At 69.4% G+C, this 24,769-nt stretch carries 21 protein-coding genes and 1 tRNA gene; 14 read left to right on the forward strand and 8 right to left on the reverse strand.

Going from position 1 to position 24,769, the window contains the following annotated elements:
- Nucleotides 1-33: 33 nt before the first annotated feature.
- Nucleotides 34-660 (reverse strand): TetR family transcriptional regulator, encoded by a 627-nt coding sequence (locus tag BEK98_RS20295; protein WP_094218006.1) that lies wholly within the window; start codon nucleotides 658-660, stop codon nucleotides 34-36.
- 67 nt (nucleotides 661-727) lie between these two features.
- On the opposite strand from BEK98_RS20295, the gene BEK98_RS20300 reads away from it, so the two are divergent.
- Entirely contained in the window at nucleotides 728-2,347 is a 1,620-nt protein-coding gene (locus BEK98_RS20300) for an MFS transporter (RefSeq protein ID WP_094218007.1), read from the forward strand.
- A gap of 274 nt (nucleotides 2,348-2,621) precedes the next feature.
- On the opposite strand, the gene BEK98_RS20305 is transcribed toward BEK98_RS20300, so the two are convergent.
- Both BEK98_RS20305 and aceE read right to left on the reverse strand, forming a co-directional pair.
- Nucleotides 2,622-3,365 (reverse strand): potassium channel family protein, encoded by a 744-nt coding sequence (locus BEK98_RS20305; RefSeq protein WP_094218008.1) that lies wholly within the window; start codon nucleotides 3,363-3,365, stop codon nucleotides 2,622-2,624.
- 74 nt (nucleotides 3,366-3,439) lie between these two features.
- Complete coding sequence (aceE, locus tag BEK98_RS20310; RefSeq protein ID WP_094218009.1) at nucleotides 3,440-6,187, reverse strand: pyruvate dehydrogenase (acetyl-transferring), homodimeric type; 2,748 nt, start codon at nucleotides 6,185-6,187, stop codon at nucleotides 3,440-3,442.
- A 404-nt stretch (nucleotides 6,188-6,591) separates the two neighbouring features.
- Here aceE and BEK98_RS20315 point away from each other — a divergent pair, with 404 nt between their 5' ends.
- From BEK98_RS20315 to BEK98_RS20340, 6 genes are all read left to right on the forward strand, one after another.
- Nucleotides 6,592-7,032 carry a DUF3052 domain-containing protein gene (locus BEK98_RS20315; RefSeq protein WP_067314036.1) on the forward strand — a complete coding sequence of 147 codons (441 nt, stop codon included), beginning with the start codon at nucleotides 6,592-6,594 and terminating at the stop codon, nucleotides 7,030-7,032.
- A gap of 161 nt (nucleotides 7,033-7,193) precedes the next feature.
- A complete protein-coding gene (locus BEK98_RS20320) occupies nucleotides 7,194-7,652 on the forward strand; it encodes a peroxiredoxin (RefSeq protein ID WP_094218011.1) in 459 nt (152 codons plus the stop codon).
- A 140-nt stretch (nucleotides 7,653-7,792) separates the two neighbouring features.
- Entirely contained in the window at nucleotides 7,793-8,368 is a 576-nt protein-coding gene (locus BEK98_RS20325; RefSeq protein ID WP_094218012.1) for a calcium homeostasis/redox stress adaptation protein, read from the forward strand.
- Between the two features lie 105 nt (nucleotides 8,369-8,473).
- The gene (locus BEK98_RS20330) at nucleotides 8,474-9,052 is read left to right on the forward strand and encodes a TerD family protein (protein WP_094218013.1); all 579 of its coding nucleotides are present in this window, start codon (nucleotides 8,474-8,476) and stop codon (nucleotides 9,050-9,052) included.
- Between the two features lie 163 nt (nucleotides 9,053-9,215).
- Nucleotides 9,216-10,361 carry a DUF475 domain-containing protein gene (locus tag BEK98_RS20335; protein WP_094218014.1) on the forward strand — a complete coding sequence of 382 codons (1,146 nt, stop codon included), beginning with the start codon at nucleotides 9,216-9,218 and terminating at the stop codon, nucleotides 10,359-10,361.
- 146 nt (nucleotides 10,362-10,507) lie between these two features.
- Nucleotides 10,508-11,242, forward strand: a complete 735-nt coding sequence (locus BEK98_RS20340) for a TerD family protein (protein WP_094218015.1) — start codon at nucleotides 10,508-10,510, stop codon at nucleotides 11,240-11,242.
- 26 nt (nucleotides 11,243-11,268) lie between these two features.
- On the opposite strand, the gene BEK98_RS20345 is transcribed toward BEK98_RS20340, so the two are convergent.
- Entirely contained in the window at nucleotides 11,269-12,066 is a 798-nt protein-coding gene (locus tag BEK98_RS20345) for a TerD family protein (RefSeq protein ID WP_094218016.1), read from the reverse strand.
- Nucleotides 12,067-12,241: 175 nt separating this feature from the next.
- On the opposite strand from BEK98_RS20345, the gene BEK98_RS20350 reads away from it, so the two are divergent.
- From BEK98_RS20350 to BEK98_RS20360, 3 genes are read left to right on the forward strand one after another with little or no spacing between them, the layout of a single operon-like run.
- Nucleotides 12,242-13,408, forward strand: coding sequence for an HpcH/HpaI aldolase/citrate lyase family protein (locus tag BEK98_RS20350; RefSeq protein WP_094218017.1), 1,167 nt, complete (start codon nucleotides 12,242-12,244; stop codon nucleotides 13,406-13,408).
- A 22-nt stretch (nucleotides 13,409-13,430) separates the two neighbouring features.
- Nucleotides 13,431-15,938, forward strand: coding sequence for a phosphoribosyltransferase (locus BEK98_RS20355; protein WP_094218018.1), 2,508 nt, complete (start codon nucleotides 13,431-13,433; stop codon nucleotides 15,936-15,938).
- On the forward strand, nucleotides 15,938-16,750 hold the full coding sequence (locus BEK98_RS20360; RefSeq protein ID WP_094218019.1) for an HAD family hydrolase: 813 nt from the start codon (nucleotides 15,938-15,940) through the stop codon (nucleotides 16,748-16,750). The genes BEK98_RS20355 and BEK98_RS20360 overlap by 1 nt, the downstream gene beginning before the upstream one ends.
- 5 nt (nucleotides 16,751-16,755) lie before the next feature.
- On the opposite strand, the gene BEK98_RS20365 is transcribed toward BEK98_RS20360, so the two are convergent.
- Entirely contained in the window at nucleotides 16,756-16,977 is a 222-nt protein-coding gene (locus BEK98_RS20365; protein ID WP_094218258.1) for an FmdB family zinc ribbon protein, read from the reverse strand.
- 237 nt (nucleotides 16,978-17,214) lie between these two features.
- On the opposite strand from BEK98_RS20365, the gene BEK98_RS20370 reads away from it, so the two are divergent.
- The 3 genes from BEK98_RS20370 (at nucleotide 17,215) to BEK98_RS20380 (ending at nucleotide 22,061) form a co-directional block, all read left to right on the forward strand.
- Nucleotides 17,215-19,443, forward strand: coding sequence for a transglycosylase domain-containing protein (locus BEK98_RS20370; RefSeq protein WP_425276615.1), 2,229 nt, complete (start codon nucleotides 17,215-17,217; stop codon nucleotides 19,441-19,443).
- Between the two features lie 50 nt (nucleotides 19,444-19,493).
- The gene (locus BEK98_RS20375; protein ID WP_094218020.1) at nucleotides 19,494-20,774 is read left to right on the forward strand and encodes a polysaccharide deacetylase family protein; all 1,281 of its coding nucleotides are present in this window, start codon (nucleotides 19,494-19,496) and stop codon (nucleotides 20,772-20,774) included.
- 108 nt (nucleotides 20,775-20,882) lie between these two features.
- Nucleotides 20,883-22,061 (forward strand): amidase domain-containing protein, encoded by a 1,179-nt coding sequence (locus BEK98_RS20380; RefSeq protein ID WP_208643165.1) that lies wholly within the window; start codon nucleotides 20,883-20,885, stop codon nucleotides 22,059-22,061.
- Here the strand turns inward: BEK98_RS20380 and BEK98_RS20385 are convergent.
- Together BEK98_RS20385 and BEK98_RS20390 are read right to left on the reverse strand one after the other, a co-directional pair.
- Nucleotides 22,049-22,597, reverse strand: a complete 549-nt coding sequence (locus BEK98_RS20385) for a DUF4383 domain-containing protein (RefSeq protein ID WP_094218021.1) — start codon at nucleotides 22,595-22,597, stop codon at nucleotides 22,049-22,051. The genes BEK98_RS20380 and BEK98_RS20385 overlap by 13 nt on opposite strands.
- 77 nt (nucleotides 22,598-22,674) lie before the next feature.
- Nucleotides 22,675-24,051: a hypothetical protein gene (locus BEK98_RS20390; protein ID WP_094218022.1), complete on the reverse strand. Its 1,377-nt coding sequence runs from the start codon at nucleotides 24,049-24,051 to the stop codon at nucleotides 22,675-22,677.
- A gap of 206 nt (nucleotides 24,052-24,257) precedes the next feature.
- Between BEK98_RS20390 and BEK98_RS20395 the strand changes: the two genes are divergently transcribed.
- Nucleotides 24,258-24,332: transfer RNA gene (locus BEK98_RS20395), tRNA-Val, on the forward strand.
- Nucleotides 24,333-24,381: 49 nt separating this feature from the next.
- Here BEK98_RS20395 and BEK98_RS20400 read toward each other — a convergent pair.
- Complete coding sequence (locus BEK98_RS20400) at nucleotides 24,382-24,735, reverse strand: hypothetical protein (RefSeq protein WP_094218023.1); 354 nt, start codon at nucleotides 24,733-24,735, stop codon at nucleotides 24,382-24,384.
- Between the last annotated feature and the right edge of the window lie 34 nt (nucleotides 24,736-24,769).

Below are 24,769 nucleotides of genomic sequence, written 5' to 3' on the forward strand. Positions count from 1 at the left end.
TTTCGTGAAGCGTCGAACGAACCGCGAACGACCTCACGTGACGCGCCAGTTCCCGGTGAGTGCCGAACCCACCTGATCGAGGTACGACGCGGTGAGTTCGCGGATCGCCTCCAGGCTGAAGTCGTCGCCCGTGCACCACTGCCGTTCCGTGACCCTTATCACTCCGCCGAAGACGGCCACAGCCAGCCGCGGCCGCGGGTCGGCGTCCACGTCGACACCCTCCCGTTCGGCGAGCAGCCGCGCGAGGGTCTCCTCGGTGGCCGCGGAACGCAGCAGATGGGCGGCGAGCAGGGACGGGGTCGACTCGATCGCCCGGTACATGCGCACGTACAACTCGACCGGTACGACGGCCTCGATGGCCTCGCTCAGCCCGTCCCAGCCCTCCAGCACCGCCTGCCGCAGCGTCTCCATCGGGGCCTCGTGCGGCGGTCGTTCCCGCACCGCCGCCACGAAGCGGGCCTCCGCCATGTCCTGGACCGCGAAGGCCGCCTCCTCCTTGCCGGCGAAGTAGCGGAAGAAGGTGCGCTGCGAGACGCCGACGGCCTCGGCGATCTCGTCGACGGTCGTGTGCTCGTACCCCTGGGTGGTGAACAGTTCGAGGGCGGAGCGCAGCAGGGCGTCCCGGGTGCGCTGCTTCTTGCGCTCACGCAGAGTTTCCATAATGTGTCAGTTACCGACTTGTGATTTCGTTTGTCAATTGTCAGTGGCTGTCACTAGCCTCGCGCGCATGACTAGTCAGACCACCATCGACACGACGGGGCCGGGGGACAAGGCGCCGGCAGCCCCGTCGGAGGCGACCCCGGCCACGGGGCTGCGCGGCCACCCGTGGCTCACCCTCATCACCGTCGCCGTAGGGGTCATGATGGTGGCCCTCGACGGCACCATCGTGGCGATCGCCAACCCGGCCATCCAGAAGGACCTCAAGGCGAGCTTCGCCGACGTCCAGTGGATCACCAACGGGTACTTCCTCGCCCTCGCGGTCTCCCTGATCACCGCGGGCAAGCTCGGGGACCGCTTCGGCCACCGGCAGACCTTCCTCATCGGCGTGACCGGCTTCGCCGCCGCGTCCGGCGCCATCGGACTGTCGAACAGCATCGCCGCGGTCGTGACCTTCCGTGTCTTCCAGGGCCTGTTCGGCGCGCTGCTGATGCCGGCCGCGCTCGGTCTGCTGCGGGCCACCTTCCCGGCCGAGAAGCTCAACATGGCGATCGGCATCTGGGGCATGGTGATTGGCGCCTCCACCGCGGGCGGCCCGATCCTCGGCGGCGTCCTGGTCGAGCACGTCAACTGGCAGTCGGTGTTCTTCATCAACGTGCCGGTCGGTCTGCTGGCCCTGGTCCTGGGCGTGCTGATCCTGCTCGACCACCGCGCCGAGAACGCGCCGCGCTCCTTCGACATCCTCGGCATCGCCCTGCTGTCGGGCGCGATGTTCTGCCTGGTGTGGGCCCTGATCAAGGCGCCGACGTGGGGCTGGGGCTCCGGCGAGACCTGGGCGTTCATCGCCGCCTCGGTGCTGCTCTTCGGCCTCTTCGCCTTCTGGGAGACGAGGGTCGCCGAACCCCTCATCCCGCTGGGCCTGTTCCGCTCGGTGCCGCTGTCCGCGGGCGTCGTGCTGATGGTCCTGATGGCGATCGCCTTCATGGGCGGCCTGTTCTTCGTGACGTTCTACCTCCAGAACGTGCACGGCATGAGCCCCATCGACGCCGGTCTGCACCTGCTGCCCCTCACCGGCATGATGATCGTCGGCTCCCCGCTCGCGGGCGCCGCGATCACCAAGCTCGGCCCGCGCATCCCGCTGGCCGGCGGCATGGCCGCGACCGCCATCGCCATGTACGGCATGTCGACGCTCGAGGCCGACACCGGCAGCGGCGTGATGTCCATCTGGTTCGCCCTCCTCGGCTTCGGCCTCGCACCGGTCATGGTCGGCGCCACCGAGGTCATCGTCGGCAACGCGCCCATGGAGCTGTCCGGTGTCGCGGGCGGCCTCCAGCAGGCGGCCATGCAGATCGGCGGCAGCCTCGGTACGGCGGTGCTGGGTGCGGTGATGGCCTCCAAGGTCGACAGCGACCTGCCGGGCAACTGGACCGGTGCGGGGCTGCCGCAGCTGACCCCGGATCAGCTGGACAAGGCCTCCGAGGCCGTTCAGGTCGGCGTGGCCCCGGTCGCCAAGGGCACCCCGGAGCCGATCGTCGCGAAGATCACCGCCGTCGCCCACGACACGTTCATCTCCGGCATGAGCCTCGCGTCCCTGGTGGCGGCGGGCGTGGCGGCGGTCGCCGTCCTCGTCGCGCTGCTCACCAAGCGGGGCCAGAACGCGGAGGCGGGCGCGGGAGTCGGCCACATCTGAGGGGAGTTTCCCCTATCAGGGTGACTCCCCTAAAGATCCCTCGCCCTCGACGCGCGCCGCAGGTCACAGTGGGTCAAGTCCTCCGCAGGGCATAGGAGGACGACCGGGCCGCGGCGCGCGCTGCGGAGGGGGCGGCGCGCGCCTTCGCCTTCGGCGATTGGGCTGTGCTTCGTCTGCGGCCCGGTGGGGGCTGGTCGCGCAGTTCCCCGCGCCCCTTCGGGGCGCTCGTAGCTGCGGGCACCCACCCCGCCCAGCATCGGCACCGGGTGCCAAGTCAACTCCGCTGTGATTCGCGGTCCGCGGCCAGCCGAGCCACTTCCGCCCGCAGCAGCCGAACCTCCTCCGCCAAAGAAGCGATCGCCTCCGTCTGCCGCCGCTCCTCCACGTCATCCTTCTCGAACCGCGAGATGAACCACGCGGCGATGTTCGCGGTGACGACACCCAACAGCGCGATCCCGGACAGCATCAGCCCGACGGCGATCATCCGCCCCAGCCCGGTGGTGGGCGCGTGATCCCCGTACCCCACGGTCGTCATCGTGGTGAAGGACCACCACACCGCGTCACCCAGCGTCCGGATGTTCCCGTCCGGCGACTCCCGCTCCACCGACAGCACGGCGAGCGAGCCGAACATCAAGAGCCCGACCACCGCCCCGCCGACATAGGTCGTGAGCCGGATCTGCGAGGCCATCCGCGCCCGCCGCCCGACCAGCAGCAGCGTCGACACCATCCGCAGCAACCGCAGCGGCTGCAGCAGCGGCAGCACCACGGCGCACAGATCTATCCAGTGCGTCCGGACGAACTCCCGGCGCCGCCGGGTGAGCGCCAGCCGTATGACGTAGTCCACGGCGAACGCCCCCCACACCGCCCACTCCGTGGCCGTGCAGGCAACTGTCAGGGACCGGCTGGCGGGGTTGTCCACGATCGGTACGGCATACGCGACGGCGAACGCCACCGCGAGCGCCAGCAGCGGTCGTTGGGTGCGCTGCTCCCAACGGGCCTGCGCCGACTGTTCGTTCATGGCCGCATAGTAAAGAAAAAGTAACGGGGGCGGTGCACAGGCACCGCCCCCTTGACCGCTCAAGCCGCGCAGGGCTACGCGTCGCCGCCCGCGGCCCCCGGATGCGCCGCCGAGACGTCCAGCAGCTGGTACCGGTCGATGGCCTGCTTCAGCACGGACCGGTCGACCTTGCCCTCCCGGGCCAGCTCGGTCAGCACCGCCACCACGATCGACTGGGCGTCGATGTGGAAGAAGCGGCGGGCCGCGCCACGGGTGTCCGCGAAGCCGAAGCCGTCGGCGCCCAGCGACTGGTACGTGCCGGGCACCCACCGGGCGATCTGGTCCGGAACCGAGCGCATCCAGTCCGACACGGCCACGAACGGACCCTCGGCACCGCTCAGCTTCTGCGTCACGTACGGCACCCGCTGCTCCTCCTCCGGGTGCAGCAGGTTGTGCTGTTCCACGGCCACGGCCTCGCGCCGCAGCTCGTTCCAGGAGGTCGCCGACCAGACGTCGGCCTTCACGTTCCACTCCTCGGCGAGGATCCGCTGGGCCTCCAGGGCCCACGGCACCGCGACACCGGACGCCATGATCTGCGCCGGGATGGAGCCCGCCGTGGCCTCACCGATCCGGTGGATGCCCTTGAGGATGCCCTCGACGTCCACGTTCGCCGGCTCGGCCGGGTGCTGGATGGGCTCGTTGTAGACCGTGAGGTAGTAGAAGACGTCCTCGCCGTGCGGGTGCTCGGCGTCGGAGCCGTACATCCGGCGCAGACCGTCCTGCACGATGTGCGCGATCTCGTACGAGTACGCCGGGTCGTAGGCCACGCATGCCGGGTTCGTCGAGGCGAGCAGCTGCGAGTGGCCGTCCGCGTGCTGCAGACCCTCGCCGGTCAGGGTCGTACGACCCGCGGTCGCACCCAGCACGAATCCGCGCGACAGCTGGTCGGCCATCTGCCAGAACTGGTCGCCGGTGCGCTGGAAACCGAACATCGAGTAGAAGACGTAGACCGGGATGAGCGGCTCGCCGTGCGTGGCGTACGCCGAGCCCGCCGCGATCAGGGACGCCGTGCAGCCGGCCTCCGAGATGCCGTCGTGCAGCATCTGGCCGGTCGGCGACTCCTTGTACGCGAGCAGCAGATCGCGGTCGACCGCCTCGTACTGCTGGCCGAGCGGGTTGTAGATCTTCGCGCTCGGGAAGAAGGAGTCCATGCCGAACGTGCGGTACTCATCGGGCGCGATCAGCACGAACCGCCTGCCGATCTCCTTGTCCCGCATGAGGTCCTTGAGGAGCCGGACGAAGGCCATGGTCGTCGCGATGGACTGCTGACCGGTGCCCCTCTTCACGGTCGCGTACGTCTTGTCGTCCGGCAGCGCCAGCGGCTTGGAGCGCACGACGCGGGTCGGGACGTACCCGCCGAGCCCCTTGCGCCGGTCGTGCATGTACTGGATCTCCTCCGAGTTCCGGCCCGGGTGGTAGTACGGCGGCACGCCGGACTCCAGCTCCTTGTCGGAGATCGGCAGGTGCAGACGGTCCCGGAAGCCCTTGAGGTCGTCGACCGTCAGCTTCTTCATCTGGTGCGTGGCGTTGCGGCCCTCGAAGTTCGGGCCCAGCGTCCAGCCCTTGATCGTCTTCGCGAGGATGACCGTGGGCTGGCCCTTGTGCTCGACGGCCGCCTTGAAGGCCGCGTAGATCTTGCGGTGGTCGTGACCGCCGCGGCCCAGGTGCAGGATCTGGTCGTCGGTCATGTTCTCGACCATCGCGCGCAGCCGGTGGTCGTCGCCGAAGAAGTGCCGGCGGATGTAGTCGCCGGACTCGGTGGCGTAGGTCTGGAACTGGCCGTCCGGGGTCGTGTTCATCTTATTGACCAGCACGCCGTCGCGGTCCTGGGCGAGCAGCGGGTCCCAGGTGCGGTCCCAGACCAGCTTGATCACGTTCCAGCCGGCGCCCCGGAAGACCGACTCCAGCTCCTGGATGATCTTGCCGTTGCCGCGCACCGGGCCGTCCAGGCGCTGCAGGTTGCAGTTGACGACGAAGGTCAGGTTGTCCAGGTTCTCGCGCGCGGCGATGGTCAGCTGGCCGAGCGACTCCGGCTCGTCCATCTCGCCGTCGCCGAGGAACGCCCACACGTGCGACTTGGAGGTGTCCGCGATGTCGCGCGCCTGCATGTAGCGGTTCATCCGCGCCTGGTAGATCGCGCCCAGCGGGCCGAGGCCCATGGAGACGGTCGGGAACTCCCAGAAGTCCGGCATGGAGCGCGGGTGCGGGTAGCTGGACAGCGCGTTCGGGTACTTCGACTTCTCCTGGCGGAAACCGTCGAGCTGGTCCGAGGTGAGCCGGTCGAGCAGGTACGCGCGCGCGTAGATGCCGGGGGAGGCGTGGCCCTGGAAGAAGACCTGGTCGCCGCCGTCGCCCTCGTCCTTGCCGCGGAAGAAGTGGTTGAAGCCCACGTCGTACAGGGAGGCGGAGGAGGCGAAGGTGGCGATGTGGCCGCCGACGCCGATGCCGGGGCGCTGCGCGCGCGAGACCATCACGGCCGCGTTCCAGCGGGTCGCGTTGAGGATCCTGCGCTCGATCTCCTCGTTGCCGGGGAAGAACGGCTCGGCGCGGGTGGGGATCGTGTTGACGTAGTCCGTGCTGCGCATCTCGGGCACGGCCACGCGCTTCTCGCGGGCCCGCTCGATCAGGCGCAGCATGAGGTAGCGGGCCCGCTCACGGCCGCGCTCGTCCACGGCGGCGTCGAGGGAGTCGAGCCACTCCTGGGTCTCTTCGGGATCGAAGTCAGGAACCTGACTCGGAAGGCCGCCAATGATGATCGGATTGCGATCGGATCCGGAAGCCACGCTGTTCCTTACCTGTCAGAGGGCCACTTTTTCCTGGTGCCTACACCGTTCCCCATCGTGTACCTCGGGAAGGCGCACGTCACCTCTACCGTGGGGTAACCGAGGCGCGGGCCGGTCAAAACGCAACGATACGCCCGGGGTGTGACGGGCATGGCAAAGTGTTCGAGGGTCGTATCGCCGGATGATTCCGAACCGCACAAAGCGGGCGCATCGGTGTGATGTGGGCCACGATGAATCGGGGTACGGTGCCAGAGGTTGCGGCGACACGGCCGGGATCGTCACCGTTTCGGCGGTCTGAACGGCCGGGTACTTGCGCGATCCGTCCCGCCCGTGTGGACTACGGCCAATGCTTCGCGCACGCGCGTGGCTGAGATATTCACCAAGACATGATCAGGAGGCAACCCGTGAGCGCGACCGCGGACCACGCGGAGGAGCGGACCAACCCTGCCGCCAGGCTGGGTTTCCAGCCCGGGCAGGTGGTCCAGGAGATCGGCTACGACGACGATGTCGATCAGGAGCTCCGCGAGGCCATCGAGGAAGCCATCGAGAGCGACCTCATGGACGAGGACTACGACGACGTGGCCGACGCCGTCGTGCTGTGGTTCCGTGACGAGGACGGCGACCTGACCGATGTACTCGTCGACGCCACCACGTACATCGAAGAGGGCGGCGCCATCCTGCTGCTCACGCCGAAGACCGGCCGTACGGGGTACGTGGAGCCGAGCGACATCTCGGAAGCCGCGACGACCGCCGGTCTGACCGCGTCCAAGAGCGTCAGCGTCGGCAAGGACTGGAGCGGCTCGCGTCTGGCGACGCCGAAGGCCGCGAAGTCCGGCAAGAAGTAGCCCGGCACGAAGCAAACCGCCCCGTCCTCGGGGCGTCGGACGGGCCGGGAGCACCCGGCCCGTCCGAAAGTCCGCGCCGAACCCGCGGTGATCGCTGCGTAGGGTGGTTCCGAGCGTCGCTGTGCGCTCACCCGATCAGCCCACCGAAGGGATGCACGACGATGGCGATCCAGGTCGGCGACAAGGCGCCCGACTTCGAGCTCAAGGACAACCACGGCCGCACCGTGAAGCTCTCCGACTTCCGCGGCGAGAAGAACGTGGTGGTGCTCTTCTACCCCTTCGCCTTCACCGGCGTGTGCACCGGCGAGCTGTGCGAGCTGCGCGACAACCTGCCGAAGTTCTCGGACCGCGACACCCAGCTGCTCGCCGTCTCCAACGACTCCATCCACACCCTGCGCGTCTTCGCCGAGCAGGAGGGCCTGGAGTACCCGCTGCTCAGCGACTTCTGGCCGCACGGCAACGTCTCGCGTGCCTACGGCGTCTTCGACGAGGACAAGGGCTGCGCCGTCCGCGGCACCTTCATCATCGACAAGGAGGGCGTCGTGCGGTGGACCGTGGTCAACGGCCTGCCGGACGCGCGCGACCTGAACGAGTACGTGAAGGCGCTCGACACCCTGTGATCCGGCCTCGGGGCCGACACCTGTGATTGCTCGGGTCCAGGGTCTGCGGGGGGCGGGAACCCGTCACTAGGATCTGCACGTTGATCCCATATCCGAAGCACGACGGGGCTCCCCGCCCCTGGACACCACATGGAGGACTCGTGGGAGTCAGCCTCAGCAAGGGCGGCAACGTATCGCTGACGAAGGAGGCCCCCGGCCTGACCGCCGTCATCGTCGGTCTGGGGTGGGACGTGCGCACCACGACCGGCACGGACTTCGACCTCGACGCCAGCGCGCTGCTGCTGAACACCTCCGGCAAGGTCGCGAGCGACCAGCAGTTCGTCTTCTTCAACAACCTCAAGAGCCCCGACGGCTCGGTCGAGCACACCGGTGACAACATCACCGGTGAGGGCGAGGGCGACGACGAACAGATCAAGGTCAACCTGGCCGGCGTCCCGGCCGACGTCGAGAAGATCGTCTTCCCGGTGTCGATCTACGACGCCGAGAACCGCCAGCAGTCCTTCGGCCAGGTCCGCAACGCGTTCATCCGCGTCGTCAACCAGGCCAACCAGGCGGAGATCGCCCGGTACGACCTGAGCGAGGACGCGTCCACCGAGACCGCCATGGTCTTCGGCGAGCTGTACCGGCACGGCGCGGAGTGGAAGTTCCGCGCCATCGGTCAGGGCTATGCCTCCGGCCTGCGCGGCATCGCCCAGGACTTCGGCGTCAACGTCTGATCCCGGCAGGGTTCCGACACCCCTACCGTCCGGCGCCGCACCGTTTACGGTCGGCGCCGGACGCGCAGGACAACAGGGAAGCACCACTAGGGGAGGACCAGCATCATGGGCGTCACGCTCGCCAAGGGAGGCAATGTCTCCCTCTCCAAGGCCGCACCGAACCTCACCAACGTCCTGATCGGGCTCGGCTGGGACGCGCGCTCCACCACCGGCGCCCCCTTCGACCTGGACGCCAGCGCCCTGCTGTGCGGTGCCGGGAACCGGGTGCTGGGCGACGAGTGGTTCGTGTTCTACAACCAGCTCACGAGCCCCGACGGCTCGGTCGAGCACACCGGTGACAACCTCACCGGTGAGGGCGAGGGCGACGACGAATCGATCCTGGTGGACCTGACCAAGGTCTCGCTCCAGTGCGAGAAGGTCATCTTCCCCGTCTCGATCCACATGGCCGACGAGCGTGGCCAGACCTTCGGCCAGGTCTCCAACGCCTTCATTCGCGTGGTCAACCAGGCCGACGGCCAGGAGCTGGCCCGCTACGACCTCAGCGAGGACGCCTCCACCGAGACCGCCATGATCTTCGGCGAGCTGTACCGCTACCAGGGCGAATGGAAGTTCCGCGCGGTGGGCCAGGGGTACGCGTCCGGGCTGCGGGGCATCGCCCTGGATTTCGGGGTCAACGTCTCGTAGGACCGCACAGGCCTTCGGACACACCCCTCGGGACCTGTGGCTTTTCCGTGTACGTCGCCCTGGCGGGGATCGCGGACAGGGCGCCCCTCTAGACTCGTGGTCAACGTTTAGCAAAGCTGAGTACGGCGCGGGGGAGACCCGTACCAACACGATGGGGTAGCCAGTGCTTCTGAAAACCTTCGGCTGGTCGTTCGCGGTCACCGCGATCGGTCTGGTCGCTGCGGTCTTCTACGGGGGGTGGGAGGCCTTCGGCATCGTGGCGATCCTCTCCGTCCTCGAGATCTCGCTGTCGTTCGACAACGCGGTGGTCAACGCCGGAATCCTGAAGAAGATGAACGCCTTCTGGCAGAAGATCTTCCTCACGGTCGGCGTCCTCATCGCGGTCTTCGGTATGCGGCTGGTCTTCCCCGTCGTCATCGTCGCGATCAGCGCCAAGATGGGCCCGATCGAGGCCGTCGACCTCGCCCTCAACAACAAGGACCACTACCAGGAGCTGGTCACCGACGCCCACCCGGCGATCGCCGCCTTCGGTGGCATGTTCCTGCTGATGATCTTCCTCGACTTCATCTTCGAGGACCGGGACATCCAGTGGCTGCGCTGGATCGAGCGGCCCCTGGCCAAGCTCGGCAAGGTCGACATGCTGTCGGTCTGCATCTCCCTGATCGTCCTGCTCATCACCTCCTTCACCTTCGCCACCCACGCCCACCAGCACGGCGGCGCCCATGTCGACAAGGCGCAGACGGTCCTGATCGCCGGCATCGCCGGCTTGATCACGTACATGATCGTCGGTGGTCTCTCCGGCTACTTCGAGGACAAGCTGGAGGAAGAGGAGGAGCGCGAGCACGAGGAGGAGGAAGAGGCCGCGCGCAGCGGGAAGAAGCGTTCGCCGGTGGTCCTGGCCGGCCAGGCCGCGTTCTTCATGTTCCTCTACCTCGAGGTCCTGGACGCCTCCTTCTCCTTCGACGGTGTGATCGGCGCCTTCGCCATCACCAACGACATCGTCCTGATGGCGCTGGGCCTCGGCATCGGCGCGATGTACGTCCGTTCGCTGACGGTCTACCTGGTCCGCCAGGGCACCCTCGACGACTACGTCTACCTGGAGCACGGCGCCCACTACGCGATCGGCGCCCTGGCCGTGCTCCTCATGGTCACCATCCAGTACGAGATCAACGAGGTCATCACCGGTCTCGTCGGCGTCGTCCTGATCGCCTGGTCCTTCTGGTCCTCCGTCCGCCGCAACCGCGCCCTCGCGGCCGCGGAGGGGGAAGCGGGCTCGGACGAGAAGGCCGAGATCCCGTCCGGCGTCTGACGTCCGGCAGGCCCTGAGCGCCCCCTACGGGCAAGATCAGGGACGTGACGGGGTGTGGCATCCCGTCCGGTGAGGAACGCTCTGTTCGGGGCGGCCGACGTGGTCGGCCGCCCCGACGGCGTTGGGACGAGTACGTGGGGGCGGGAATGGGGTTCTTCGACGGGCTGCGGGGCGGCCGGGCCGAGTTCGACTCGGGCAGCGCCGCGAGCAACGCGATCGAGCTGACCAGGCGGCACCACCAGGTGTCACTGACCAAGCAGGACGCGGCCACCGGGCATCTGCGCATCAACCTGACCTGGCGGATGCGGACCTCCGACTTCGACAGCAACCAGCGCACCAGTCTCTTCCGGCACCCCTTCAAGGCGCTCAAGCCGCCGGAGGTGCTCGGGCACGGGCAGAGCATGGTCAACGTCGACCTCGACCTGGGCTGTCTGTACGAGCTGACCGACGGCACCAAGGGGGTCGTCCAGCCGCTCGGCGGCTACCTCGGCGATGTCAACGCACCGCCGTACATCAAGCTCAGCGGGGACGACCGCTTCGGGTCGGCGTCCGGCGAGACGATGTACGTCAACCTGGACCACCGGGACGCGATCAAGAGGCTGCTGGTCTTCGTGTACATCTACGACCAGACGCCGGCGTTCGACCGAACGCACGCGATCGTCACTCTTTACCCGAGCAACGGCCCTCGAATCGAGATAGGACTGGACGAGCGGCATCCCCAGGCTCGGTCATGTGCGGTCGTGATGATCGAGAACGTGAAGGGGGAGCTGGTCGTCCGACGCGAGGTGAAGTTCGTGTACGGGTTCCAGGGCGAGCTGGACCGGTTGTACGGGTGGGGGCTGACCTGGGGGCGGGGATACAAGACGAAGGTGGAGAAGTAGTCCCCGCGCCCCTGGGTGGGCTGCCCTCAGCGCCCGATGAACTGTGGCCCTTGGGGCGGCAGCTGGAAGTTCGGGTCCGGAGCCGTCAGGGCCGGCTGGGGCTGGGGATAGCCGTAGGCGGGCTGGCCGGCCGGCTGGGGATAGCCGTACGCCGGCTGCTGGGGTGACGTGGGCTGCGGGTATCCGTAGGCCGGCTGGGCGGGGACCGACGTCGGCTGCTCGGGGGGCAGGGGCTGGGACGTGGTCTCGGGCAGGGGGTGGCGCGGTTCCTCCTCCGGCTCCGACTCGTCGACCGAGATGCCGAAGTCCGTGGCCAGACCCTTCAGGCCGTTCGAGTAGCCCTCGCCCAGCGCGCGGAACTTCCAGCCCTCCCCGCGCCGGTACAGCTCGCCGCAGAGCATGGCGGTCTCCGCGCCCGTCTCCGGCTTGATCTCGAAGTGGGCCAGCGGCTCACCGTCGGTGACGGCGGCGTCGTACAGCAGGATGCACAGGGCCGGGACGCGGTCGAAGGACACCCCGTCCGCGGAGGCGACCACCAGGATGCGGCCGACGCCGGGCTCGACCCCGGAGAGGTCTGACTGGATCGTGTCCGTCAGGCCCTCGGTGATCCGCTTCTTGCCCAGCCGCCAGACCTTGCCCGAGGGATGCCGGGGCTGGTTGTAGAAGACGAAGTCCTCGTCGGAGCGCACACGGCCGTCGGTGCCCAGCAGCAGCGCAGAGGCGTCCACGTCCGGGACCCCCTGCCCGGGTGTCCAGCGCAACACGGCGCGCACCGTGGTGGCTTCGAGCGGGACGTTGGACCCCTTCAGCATCGCGTGCGTCATGCCGTCATCCTGCCTTCTCGGTCCTGGCCACGACAATGCGGGGGGTGTTGTCGCCGACACGGGCGAGTTACCGGAAATTCATGCCCGAGGGGAACCTTCGACATGGATCCCTACGTACTATTACCGGCCACCCTTTACCGAATCCACAAGCTCGGCTTGCGCACTGAGGAGTGCTATGCGTCATTTCGGGCACATCGCCCCCGAGGTGCGGCAGCGCCTCTTCCACCAGGAGCCGTGCGAGTTCACCGTCGACTCCTCGGCCCGGCTGCTCTCCGCGGCCCTGGGCGCCACGCTGTACAGCCCGGCAACCCGGCCGCGGCTCGCCGACGACATCGTCAAGCAGGCCGGCAATGGCGTGGTCTCGATGGTGCTGTGCCTGGAGGACTCGATCGACGACGCGGACGTCGTGGCCGGCGAGGAGAACCTCGTCCGGCAGTTCGCCGACCTCGACTCCCGCGCGGGGGTGGAACCGCCCCTGCTCTTCATCCGGGTGCGCGTCCCCGAGCAGATCCCCGACCTCGTACGGCGCCTGGGCGACTCCGCGCGGCTGCTGTCCGGGTTCGTCATGCCGAAGTTCACCGAGGAGCGCGGCATCCCGTTCCTGGAGGCCCTCACCGCCGCCGAGGCCGAGAGCGGGCGCCGGCTGTTCGCCATGCCCGTCCTGGAGTCGCCCGAGCTGCTGTACCGCGAGTCCCGCGTGGACACCCTGGAGGGCATCGCCCGCGCGGTCGACAAGTTCCGCGACCGCGTGCTGGCCCTGCGCCTCGGCGTCACCGACTTCTGCTCCTCCTACGGCCTGCGCCGGGCCCCCGACATGACCGCCTACGACGTCCAGGTCGTCGGCTCCGTGATCGCCGACGTGGTCAACATGCTGGGCCGTGCCGACGGCACCGGGTTCACCGTGACCGGGCCCGTCTGGGAGTACTTCCGGGTCCCCGAGCGCATGTTCAAGCCGCAGCTGCGGCAGAGCCCCTTCCTGGAGGTACAGGCCGTCGAGCTGCGCGAGAAGCTCATCGAGCACGCCATGGACGGCCTGCTGCGGGAGATCTCCCTCGACCAGGCCAACGGCCTGCTCGGCAAGACCTGTATCCACCCCTCCCACGTCCTGCCCGTGCACGCACTGTCCGTGGTCAGCCATGAGGAGTTCAGTGACGCCCAGGACATTCTGCGGCCGGAACGCGGCGGCGGGGGTGTACTCCGGTCGGCCTACACGAACAAGATGAATGAAGTGAAACCGCACCGCGCCTGGGCCGAGCGGACCCTGCTGCGCGCCGAGGTCTTCGGCGTCGCGGGCGAGGACGTCGGCTTCGTGGAGCTGCTCGCCGCCGGGATACCCGGCTGACCCGCATCAACCCAAGGAACGCATGAAGAACGCAGTGAACGACGGGGTCTGGTCCGGCACCTGGGTCGCCGAGCGGCTCGGGGTCGGACTGGAGGGCGACGACGGGCTCCAGGCCCTGCTCGGGCTGGCGCTGCGCCGCAACCCCAAGCGGGCCCACCTGCTGGTCTCCCACGTGCTCGGCAAGCACGTACCGCAGTCGCCGTCCGTGGTCTACGGCCACGGGTTCCGCCTCGGCCGCCGGGTCCGCGAGCTGCTCGGCGAGACGGAGGCCGCGTCGGCGGTCGTCCTCGGCTACGCGGAGACCGCCACCGGCCTCGGCCACTCGGTCGCCGACGGGCTGGGCCTCGCCCCGTACCTGCACTCCACGCGCCGCCCGGTGGCCGGGGTCGCCCGGGCGGGCGGCTTCGAGGAGTCCCACTCCCACGCCACGTCCCATCTGCTGCTTCCCGAGGATGCGGGGCTCCTGGCCGGAGATGGGGCGCTGGTGTTGGTCGACGACGAGTTCTCGACCGGTAACACTGTGCTCAACACCATCCGTGACCTGCATGGACGCTATCCGCGGCGGCGGTATGTGGTGGTCGCGCTGGTGGACATGCGTTCGGCCGAGGACACGGAGCGGCTTCGGCGGTTCGCGGGTGAGATCGGGGCGCGGGTGGATGTGATTGCCACGGCGTCCGGGACTGTGCGGCTGCCGGAAGGTGTCTTGGAGAAGGGGCAGGAGCTGGTTGCTCGGTACGCGTCTGCCGATGGCGCGTCGCCGGCCGGGTGCGGGTCCGATGTGGCTGGCCGCGCAGTTCCCCGCGCCCCTGAAGGGGCGCACCAGCGCAGCGGAGACATCACCCGCGTCGACCTCCACTGGCCCCCCGGCCTCCCCGACGGCGGTCGGCATGGCTTCACCCCGGCTCACCGGGCCCGGCTGGAGGCCGCGCTGCCCGCCATGGCCGCTCGGGTCGCCGAGGCGTTGCCCGCGGACGCTCGGCGCGTGCTGGTGCTCGGGTTCGAGGAGCTGATGTACGCCCCGCTGCGGATCGCCCGTGAGCTGGAGCAGGTGGTCACCGCCGAGGTGCGGTTCTCCACCACCACCCGTTCGCCCGTCCTCGCGGTCGACGACCCCGGGTACGCGATACGCAGCCGCCTGGTCTTCCCCGCCCATGACGACCCGGCGGACGGCTCCGGCGAGCGGTACGCCTACAACGTCGCCGGTGGCGGCTTCGACGCCGTCGTCGCCGTGGTCGACTCGGTCGCCGACACCCCGGCACTGCACGCCCCCGACGGCCTGCCGGCCCGTCTCGCCGCCCACACTCCGCACGTTCTGCTCGCGGTCGTCCCCTCGTACACCCCCGAGCCCCTCGCCTCCCCCGAAAGGCCGGCCATGCTGCCCGAGCCCCTCCGCGGCCCCGCCTTCTCCTCGTACGCCCCGGAGGAGGTCGGCTGGCTGCTGCAGGATCTCTCGGACGTGACCCTGGAGGCGCCGACCGAGGAGCGCGAGGAGGCCATCCAGAGCGGCGGCGCCCACTACGCCGAGTCGCTGCCGGTCGAGTACCAGCCCAGTGAGCAGTACCAGGAGCTGTTCCACTCCGCCCTGGACGTCTCCGCCGCCCGGATAGCCCAGGCGGTCGGTGTCGTGACCGAGACCGTCATCACCGAGCGGTCGCCCCGCCCGGTGCTGGTCTCCCTGGCCCGCGCCGGCACCCCGGTCGGCGTGCTGATGCGCCGCTGGGCCCGGTTCCGGCACGGCCTCGACCTTCCGCACTACGCCGTCTCGATCGTCCGCGGCCGCGGGATCGACGCCAACGCCCTGCGCTGGCTGGCCGCCCACCACGACCCCCGGGACGTCGTCTTCGTCGACGGCTGGACCGGCAAGGGCGCGATCACCCGCGAACTCACCCAGGCCATCGAGGAGTTCGAGGCCGCCGAGGGGATCACCGGCTTCGACCCGGAGATCGCGGTGCTGGCCGACCCGGGCTCCTGTGTGCGGACGTACGGCACCCGCGAGGACTTCCTCATCCCCTCCGCCTGCCTCAACTCGACCGTGTCCGGGCTGATTTCACGTACGGTCCTGCGCGCGGACCTGGTCGGCCCGAACGACTTCCACGGCGCGAAGTTCTACCGCGAACTCGCCGGTGCCGACGTCTCGGTGGCCTTCCTCGACGCCGTCTCCGCCCGCTTCGCCGAGGTCGCGGACACCGTCGACGCGGCGGCCAAGGAGCTGATGGCCGAGGACCGCACCCCGACCTGGGAGGGCTGGCGGGCCGTCGAGCGGATCAGCGAGGAGTACGGCATCCACGACGTGAACCTGGTCAAGCCCGGCGTCGGCGAGACCACCCGGGTGCTGCTGCGCCGGGTACCGTGGAAGATCCTCGCCAAGGCGGGCGCGGGTGCCGACCTCGACCATGTGCGGCTGCTCGCCGAGCAGAGAGGAGTCCCGGTGGAGGAGGTCGGCGAACTGCCGTACACCTGTGTCGGACTGATCCACCCTCAGTACACCCGGGGCGCCACGGGTGCCGACGGCCGGGCGGTGAACGTCTGATGCCGGTGCTGGTGGCGAGCGACCTCGACCGCACGCTGATCTACTCCTCGGCCGCCCTCGCGCTGACCATGCCGGACGCGCGGGCGCCCCGGCTGCTCTGCGTCGAGGTGCACGAGAGCAGGCCGCTGTCCTACATGACCGAGACGGCGGCCCAGCTGCTGACCGACCTCGGCGACTCGGCCGTCTTCGTGCCGACCACGACCCGCACCCGCAAGCAGTACCAGCGCATCAACCTGCCCGGCCCCCAGCCGGCGTACGCCATCTGCGCCAACGGCGGCCATCTGCTGGTCGACGGCGTCACGGACCAGGACTGGCACGCCCAGGTGCTGGCCCGGCTCGCCGACGAGTGCGCGCCGCTGGACGAGATCCGCGAGCATCTGATGGCCTCCGCCGACCCCGCCTGGCTGCGCAAGCACCGGGTCGCCGAGGACCTGTTCGCCTATCTCGTCGTCGAACGCGAGCTGCTGCCCGAGGAGTGGGTGAAGGAGCTGGCGGCGTGGGCGGAGAACCGGGGCTGGACCGTCTCGCTCCAGGGCCGCAAGATCTACGCCGTCCCCAAGCCCCTGACCAAGAGCGCGGCCGTACGCGAGGTCGCCCGCCGCACGGGCGCCCACCTCACCCTGGCGGCCGGGGACTCCCTGCTCGACGCCGACCTGCTGCTGGCCGCCGACCAGGGCTGGCGCCCGGGGCACGGCGAGCTGGCCGACAGCGGCTGGAGCGCACCGGCGATCAGCGCGCTTCCCGAGCGCGGGGTGCTGGCCGGGGAACGCATCGCACGGGAGTTCCTGAGGGCGGTACGGCAGCCCGTCTAGCGGAGCTACCCGCAACAGCCCCCACCACAGCAACCGCCCCCGCCCCCGCCCGCCCGGGGCGCCGGGGCGGGCGCGGCGGACGTGCCGCCCACCGCCACCGTCGACAGCAGCTTGACCGTGTCGTCGTGCCCCGCAGGGCACGCGGCAGGGGCGGCGGACTCCGCCATCGGACGGCTCAGTTCGAAGGTGTCACCGCAGGTACGGCAGCGGTACTCGTAGCGAGGCATGCGCACAGGCTAACCGGAGTGGCGCTTGTCACAACACTTCAAAGTTTTATGAGTGTTCGCTTCTGCCCGAAACTTGTGCGGAGATTTTGAAAAGATCGCTGATAACTTAGCTGAGCCGCGAGGGCCGTAAGACCGGGGGAAAGAGCGGGTTCACCGCGCCGCGATGACCACGCGGCCGTGTCCATCTGCTGTGTCTGAACCACGCGCGCAAGGACCAGTGCGAGGGGAGACGCAGCCTTGGCCGAGTCATGGCAGCGATCGGATGGCCGCGGGGGAAACGACCGGCCCGGGGAGCGGCAGCCACAGGAGGCGGACGCCACCCTGCATCTGAAGGTCGACGCCCTCCGCGCCGACGTCACCATGCAACTGCGTGTCCCCCCGCCGCCGCCGGAACCTTCCGCCACCGGTGGCCGCGCACAACGGCGGCGCAGCGCCCGCCGATCGGTGCGCGCCCGCCTCACCGCCGCCGCCGGCTCCGCCCTCGCCCGACTGCGTGCCGCCGCGGGCCCCCGGCTCGCGCCGCTCGCCCCGTACGCCCGTCGCCTCAGACCGCGGTACCCGCGCCCCGGCCGCAGCGGCTGGCGCCGCTGGATACCCTCCTGGCGCCAGTGGGTGGGCGGCGTGCTGTCGGGCTTCGTCGTGCTCAGCCTGTCCCTGTTCGTGGCCTACGAGTTGACGGACGTTCCGAAGAACCTCAACTCCTTCGCCACCCAGCAGGACAACGTCTACTTCTGGTCCGACGGGACGCCGATGGCCCGCACCGGCTGGGTGCGCCGCCAGGACATGCCGCTCAAGGACATACCGGAGCAGGTCCGTTGGGCGGTGCTCGCGGCGGAGAACGCGGACTTCTACTCCGACCCCGGCATCTCGGTCGAGGGCATCACCCGCGCCCTGTGGCGGACCGTCGGAGAGGGGGACACCGAGGGCGGCTCCACCATCACCCAGCAGTACGTCAAGAACGTCTATCTGACCCAGAACCAGACCGTCAGCCGCAAGTTCACCGAGGCGATGATCTCCCTCAAGCTCGACAGCAAGATGAGCAAGGACGAGATCCTGGAGGGCTACCTCAACACCAGCTGGTTCGGCCGCGGCACGTACGGCATCCAGCGCGCCTCCCAGGCCTACTACGGCAAGGACGTCAGCCGGCTCGACGCCAGTCAGGCGGCCGTGCTCGCCTCCCTGCTGAAGGGCGCCGCGCTCTACGACCCCACCCTCAGCAAGGCCAACCACAAGCGGGCCGTCGAGCGCTGGTCCTGGATCCTGGACCGGATGGTCGACATCGGCAAACTGTCGCCGGCCCAGCGGGCCACGTACAAGACCTTCCCCGAGCCGCTCAAGTCCGGCCGCACCTACGACACCGGCAAGCAGAGCGACTACCTGGTCGAACTGGCCCAGCAGTACGCCAAGAAGGCCGCCCACATCTCCGACCGGGACTTCGACCTCGGCGGCTACCAGATCTACACGACCTTCGACCGCAAGCGAGAAACCGCGCTGACCGAGGCCGTGGCCAAGGCCCGCGAGCAGGCGCGGAAGGACCACCCCGAGCAGGCGAAGACCGCCCACTACGGCGCCGCCTCGGTCACCACCGACGGCCGGATCCTCGCCGTCTACGGCGGCCCCGACCACCGTAAGCAGGGCTACAACGAGTCCAACGCGACCACCGTGCAGGCCGGTTCGGCGTTCCTGCCGTTCGTCTACGCCGCCGGTCTGGAGCACGGGGTCAAGAAGACCCGCGGCGGACCCGCGACGCCCGTCACACCCGAGACCGTCTACGACGGCGACGACGCCGTCGCCGTCACCACGCCCGAGGGCCCCTACTGGGACCGCAACGGCAAAGTGGTCGCCGCCCACAACGACGGCGGGAAGTCCTACGGGCGGATCACCCTGGACAAGGCCCTCGCCCGCTCGGTGAACACACCGTTCGTGCAGCTCGGCATGGACACGGGCCTGGACAACGTGAGCCGGACCGCGGTGGCGGCGGGCCTGCTCTCCTCCAGCATGGGCCCGCAGGTGCCCTCCCTGTCCCTGGGCAACTCCACACCCAGCGCGATCCGGATGGCGAGCGGGTACGCCACCTTCGCCGCCGCCGGCACGCACACCGAGCCGTACTCGGTGCGCCGCATCACCCGCAACGGCTCCCCGGTGCCCATGGCCACCCCGCGCCCGCAACGGGCGGTCGGCGCGGACGTCGCCGAACACGTCGAGCGAGCGCTGACGGAGTCCTTCCGTACCGCCCACCCGGCCGACGCGCCGGCTGCGGCCAAGGTGTCGGGCAAGGCCGGCACCGCCGAGGACGACAGCGCCGCCTGGTACGTCGGCACCTCCGCGTCCGTGTCCACCGCCGTCGTCGTCTACCGCATCGACCTGACCAAGTCCCTGGAACCCCTGTCGCTCGACGGCGTCGCCGGCACCACCGCCGACAGCGTCCCGTACGGCGTCTGGGCGCGAGCCACGGGCCTCGGCTGACCCCCGAGGCCCCGCGCCGACCCCCCACCCCTCGCAGAATGAGCCCCCCCATGAACAAGAAGCCGCCGACCGGCCGTCGCCGCCGGGCCAAAGCACGCCGCCGTCCCGCCGGACTCGGGATGCGGACCCTGGCCGCCCTCCTCGCCGTCGCCTCGGCGATCGCGGGCTTCCTGGTGCTCCACCGCCAGGACGGCACCACGCCCACGGCCTCCGCCAAGGACACCCCCACCTCGGCGCCGAAGGCCAAGCAGCCCGAGTGGGACGGCAGGACGAAGATCCTCGGCGACGGCTCCACCTCCTACACCGGCCCGCAGAAAGGGCAGTTGAAGGCAGAGCCGCTCAAACCCGGTGAGAAGCCGCCCCAGTTCGTCGTCTTCTCCTGGGACGGCGCACTGGAGGGCAGCGACCACCTCTTCTCGCACTACCGGGAGCTGGCCGAGGAGTACGACGCCCACATGACCTTCTTCCTCACGGGCATCTACCTGCTGCCCCAGAGCAAGAAGACCCTCTACCACGGCCCGCAGCACGCCCCCGGCGAGGCCGCGATCGACTACGCCACCGACGACCACATACGCACCACCCTGGACCAGCTCCGCCAGGCCTACGACCAGGGCAACGAGATCGGCACCCACTTCAACGGCCACTTCTGCGACAAGAAGGGCGGCGACGACTGGAGCGTCGAGGAGTGGAAGAGCGAGATCGACCAGTTCTACGGCCTCGTGGAGCGCTGGAAGACCCACACCGGCTTCAAGGACGTTCCGGCCCTGCCCTTCGACTTCAGGAAAGAGGTCACCGGCGGCCGCGCGCCCTGTCTGGAGGGCCAGAAGAACCTGCTGGAGGCCGCCAAGGGCTACGGCTGGCGCTACGACGCCAGCTCCACCGGCGACTTCCAGATCTGGCCCGCGAAGAAGAACGGCATGTGGAACTTCCCGCTCCAGCTGCTCCCGTACGAGGGCGGCAAGTACCAGGGCCTGTCGATGGACTTCAACTTCCTCGCCAACCAGTCCGACGGCGAGACCCACGGCAACCCCGCCGACTACCCGCAGTGGGAGAAGCAGACCGTCGACACCTACCTGGCCGGTTTCGACCGCGTCTACTACGGCAGCCGCGCCCCGCTGTTCATCGGCAACCACTTCGAGGAGTGGAACGGCGGCATCTACATGAAGGCCATCGACCAGGTCGTCAGGAAGGTGTGCACCAAGAAGGGCGTCAAGTGCGTCTCCTTCAAGGAACTGGCCGACTGGCTCGACGTGCAGAAGCCGGCGACCCTGCAGCGGCTGCGCGCCCTCGACCCGGCCCAGGCGCCCGACTGGTCCTCGGTGGTCAAGTGACGTATGTGCGCCGCGAGTTCCACTTGTGCAACCCCCTTCACAACGTGCACACACGTCATGCGAAGATGCCCTCGCCCGGCCGATGTGCCGGTGTAGAGGGGAACATCATTGAAATCCAGAAAACTGAGCCGTAAGGGGCGCCGCGCCGGCATAGTCACGGTGGCGGCCGCCTCGGTCGTCGCCGGAGTGGCCCTGGTGCCCAACTGGAGCGCGGGCGCGGCGGTCATCGACGACCCGACGGTGGACGCCGCGACCAAGGCGACCTTCCAGCGGCTGGCCGACGCGGTCTTCACCGACCGCACGGACGCCCTGGTGGCCCGGGGCGACCAGCACCGGGCCAAGCCGCTGGCCGCCGCCTTCTCCGGCGACGTCAAGCTGTCCGCCGCGCAGTCGCGCGAGGAGAACTCCGCGCTGACCGAACTGCGCGGCCGCCAGTCCCGTCTCGCGAAGCTGGGCGAGAAGTACAGCAAGGCCAGCACCCGTGTCACGCTGGACGCGACGCGGGTGACCGGCCGCCAGGCCAAGGCCGACGTCACCGAGACCACGACGCTGACCTACGCGAAGGCCACGGGCACCGAGCCGAAGACCACCGGCTTCCAGGCCCACCACGAGCTGACCTTCAAGGCCGACCAGCAGGGCAACTGGCAGCTGGCGAGCGTCCGCGACACGGACGGCGGCTACCTCGCCGTGAACCAGGTCGCCCAGCCGACCTCCGTGAAGGCCAGCCCCGCCGACGACAGCCCGCCCGTGGCGCCCCGCGCGGCCACCAGCTGGCCCGCTCCGGCCAAGCGGAAGAACATCACCACCGGCGCGTACAACTACAAGGCGATGGTGACGTACGCGACCAAGTACTGGAAGAACTACAACCCGGCCTACCCGGACTACAACGGGGAGGGCGCCGGCGGCGACTGCACCAACTTCGTCAGCCAGTCCCTGAAGGCGGGCGGCTGGAAGCACGTACCCGGCTACACGTACGACTTCCACAAGTGGTTCGGCAACGCCGACATCCAGTCGGACTCGTTCGTCGGCGTCAACGAGTTCTCCTGGTTCGCCCTGTCCTCCAAGCGCGTCACCAGCCTCGCCAACGTCTACCAGATGGACATCGGCGACGTGCTGCAGATGGACTTCAACAAGGACGGGTCCAAGGACCACTCCATGATCGTCACGTACCGCAGCCCGCAGGGCGTGCCGTACGTGACGTACCACTCCAACAACACGTACAACCGGTCGGTGGCGAGCCTCGTCGCGTCGTACCCCAACGCGGCTTACTACGCCTACCGCACCTGATCCCGGCCCTCAACGGCCCGCTGCTCCGGCTGCACCGCGTCGGGGTGGCGGGCCCGCCAGTACGGGTTGTCGTGCGGCAGGGTGGAACCGACCCTGCCGTACATCCCGAACACCATGAGCAGCACACCGACCACGAAGCTGAACAGAACGTTCTGGATCTTGAACGCCAGGAAGTTCTGCGAGGTGTCCAGCAGGCCCAGGTTCAGGAAGCCGCTGAGGATGAACAGGATCCCGAGGGTCATGTTCAGCGTCGACGCGAAGTTCCCGCCGATCACCATGCCGACGAAGAGCAGCAGCCCGACACAGACGGACAGGACACTGAGCGTGCCGTTGGTGTTCAGACCCATGGCGGTGTTCCCGCCGGTGTCGAAGAAGCCGATGTTGTTGGTCAGGCCGAGGATGCCGAAGGCGAGCAGGAACAGGCCCATCAGGCCCGCACCGATCCGGTAGACCCTGTTCAGACGGTGGTCGACCGGAAGATGATCATCGATCCGGATCCGATGCCGCGTCTCCCGGTGCACTGAATGTGTGGCCATATCCGCCTCCTTCGTGTGCCAGCGGTGGCCATACGTACGTCCCAATATCCGCCCGCCACGCCTGGACGGCAAACGGCTCAGTGGGCGCCCCCGCGCTCCTCCCGTATCTGCCCCACCACCCGGCCCACGGTCTGCCGCACGGCCTCCGTCTCGGTCAGGAAGTGCCAGTAGTCGGGGTGCCGGCCCTCCAGCGTGCCGATCGCCCGCTCCAGCCGGGCCACCGCGTCGTCCAGCGGCCGGGCGTGCCGCGGATCCGGGGTCGTACGGCCGGTCATGGCCAGCCGCTGGGCGTCCCGGATCGCGAACCGGGTCCGCTCGATCTCCTGCTGCGGATCCTTCTGCACGGCGTTCAGCCGGGTCAGCCGGTCACCGGCGGCCGACACGGCCTCGTCGGTGGTGTTCAGCAGTGCCCGTACCGTCGACAGCAGCGAGGTGGCGTCCGGCCAGCGCTGGGCGTCCCGGGCGGCCTGGGCCTCGCGCAGCTTCAGCTCGGCCTGCCGCACGTTCTCCTGGGCCTGCGCGGGCACCTGCTGCAGATCCTGCCAGCACGCGGCCGAGAAACGGCGCCGCAGCTCGCTCAGCACCGGGTCCACCTGCCCCGCCCGGGTGGTCAGCGCCTGCGCCCGGGTGCGCAGGCTCACCAGCCGGTGGTCGATCTCGGCCGCCTTCTCGGGCAGCCGCTCCGCCTCGGCCCGGATCGCCGCGGCCTCCCGCTGCACCCGCTCGGCCCGCTCCAGCGTCGGCGCGACCCCGTGCTGACCGGCCCCCTGGTTCAGCTTGGTCAGCTCGGGCGACAGCACGGCGAGCCGCGCGGCCAGGTCATCGGCCCTGAGGCCGTTCTCCCGTACGGCGTCCAGCGCGTTGCTCGCGCCCAGCAGCGCCTGCCGGGCGCGCTCCACGGCGGGGGCGAGCCGGGCCAGCTGGGTCTCGGCCTTGCCGAGCAGCGGCCCGAGCGAGCTGCCGAAACGGTCCAGCTCTTGCTTGACCCGGAGCAGTTCGTCCTTGGCCGCGTTCAGCTCGCCGCGCGCCCGGGCGGCCGTCGCGGCCTCCAGGTCGTCCCGGTCCAGGTCATGGGCGTCCACGGCCTGGATGTAGTGCTGACTGACCTCGTCGATCCGCCCGCCCAGCGCCGCGAAGTCGGCCACCGCGCGCCGGGCGGCGGGGGAGTCGTCGACGGCCGAGATGGTCTCGATGGAGATCCGGAGGTCCCGCTGGGCGGTGTCGAGTTCGTAGAACGCGGCCGCCGCGGCGTCCTTCGCGGCCTGGGCCTCGGCCCGCTGGCTCTCCGCGCGCCCGCCGAACCAGCGCCGGGTGCCGCCACCGGCGAACGCGGCGGGCAGCGCGAGCGCGGCGAGCAGCGGCAGGCTCATCAGGGTGAGGGTGTCCCGCAGAACCGAGGGGACGGCCGCCGGCGGGTACGACCGCTTCGCTGGCGTGCCCGGTGTCGCCGTCACATCCCTCTCCCGTGCTGTTGTTCGCCCTGGGTGGTGTCATTCTCCCACCCGTTGAAGACGAACACACGGGTCGGTCAGTTCGCCGTGCGCACCGTCACTTTCCTGTCCGGGCGGCGGCGGACCATGATCCCGCGTTACGGGTTTGCCGTGCACTGCCCCCGGCAAGGTACGCTGTCGACTCGTCCTGGGCACATGGCCTGGGGATCGGGTGCGTAGCTCAGGGGTAGAGCGCCTGCCTTACAAGCAGGATGTCGGCGGTTCGAAACCGTCCGCGCCCACCAGCACAAACGAGAAGCCCCCCGACCGGTCCCGGTCGGGGGGCTTCTCGCTTCACTCCTTGTCCGCGGTGTCCTCGGTGGCCTCTTCGTGGGCGTGCTTCAGCTTCGTGCGGGCCTCGACCCGCTCCGCCCCCGCGACCTCGGACCAGAACCGGTGGCCGCTGACGAACACCGCCAGCTCGTGCTCGCGGCGCCGCAGCTTCTCCACCTCGGCCTGCTCGTCCGCCGTCCAGCCGGGGGAGGCGGGCCGCTCCACCTTGCGCCAGCCGTTGTCGTCGCTGAAGCCGTCCATCGGCTCGACCGACCAGGGCAGCCGCTTGAGCAGGGCCGACAGCTCGGCCCGGACCTGATGCAGCTCCTCCTGACCGGCGAGGAGGTCACTGGGGAATTCATAGGTCGTAGCCACGCGGCAATGCTACGCCTGTTCGATTTTGAGTGGC

Origin of the sequence: Streptomyces diastatochromogenes, from assembly GCF_002242805.1 — a bacterium.
GTDB lineage: Bacteria > Actinomycetota > Actinomycetes > Streptomycetales > Streptomycetaceae > Streptomyces > Streptomyces diastatochromogenes.

Bases quoted from the DNA above. Each gene is read 5' to 3' on its own strand.
- BEK98_RS20295 (WP_094218006.1), bottom strand. From the start codon at position 660: ATGGAAACTCTGCGTGAGCGCAAGAAGCAGCGCACCCGGGACGCCCTG.
- BEK98_RS20300 (WP_094218007.1), top strand. From the start codon at position 728: ATGACTAGTCAGACCACCATCGACACGACGGGGCCGGGGGACAAGGCG.
- BEK98_RS20305 (WP_094218008.1), bottom strand. From the start codon at position 3,365: ATGAACGAACAGTCGGCGCAGGCCCGTTGGGAGCAGCGCACCCAACGA.
- BEK98_RS20320 (WP_094218011.1), top strand. From the start codon at position 7,194: ATGGCGATCCAGGTCGGCGACAAGGCGCCCGACTTCGAGCTCAAGGAC.
- BEK98_RS20330 (WP_094218013.1), top strand. From the start codon at position 8,474: ATGGGCGTCACGCTCGCCAAGGGAGGCAATGTCTCCCTCTCCAAGGCC.
- BEK98_RS20340 (WP_094218015.1), top strand. From the start codon at position 10,508: ATGGGGTTCTTCGACGGGCTGCGGGGCGGCCGGGCCGAGTTCGACTCG.
- BEK98_RS20345 (WP_094218016.1), bottom strand. From the start codon at position 12,066: ATGACGCACGCGATGCTGAAGGGGTCCAACGTCCCGCTCGAAGCCACC.
- BEK98_RS20350 (WP_094218017.1), top strand. From the start codon at position 12,242: ATGCGTCATTTCGGGCACATCGCCCCCGAGGTGCGGCAGCGCCTCTTC.
- BEK98_RS20355 (WP_094218018.1), top strand. From the start codon at position 13,431: ATGAAGAACGCAGTGAACGACGGGGTCTGGTCCGGCACCTGGGTCGCC.
- BEK98_RS20360 (WP_094218019.1), top strand. From the start codon at position 15,938: ATGCCGGTGCTGGTGGCGAGCGACCTCGACCGCACGCTGATCTACTCC.
- BEK98_RS20365 (WP_094218258.1), bottom strand. From the start codon at position 16,977: ATGCCTCGCTACGAGTACCGCTGCCGTACCTGCGGTGACACCTTCGAA.
- BEK98_RS20375 (WP_094218020.1), top strand. From the start codon at position 19,494: ATGAACAAGAAGCCGCCGACCGGCCGTCGCCGCCGGGCCAAAGCACGC.
- BEK98_RS20385 (WP_094218021.1), bottom strand. From the start codon at position 22,597: ATGGCCACACATTCAGTGCACCGGGAGACGCGGCATCGGATCCGGATC.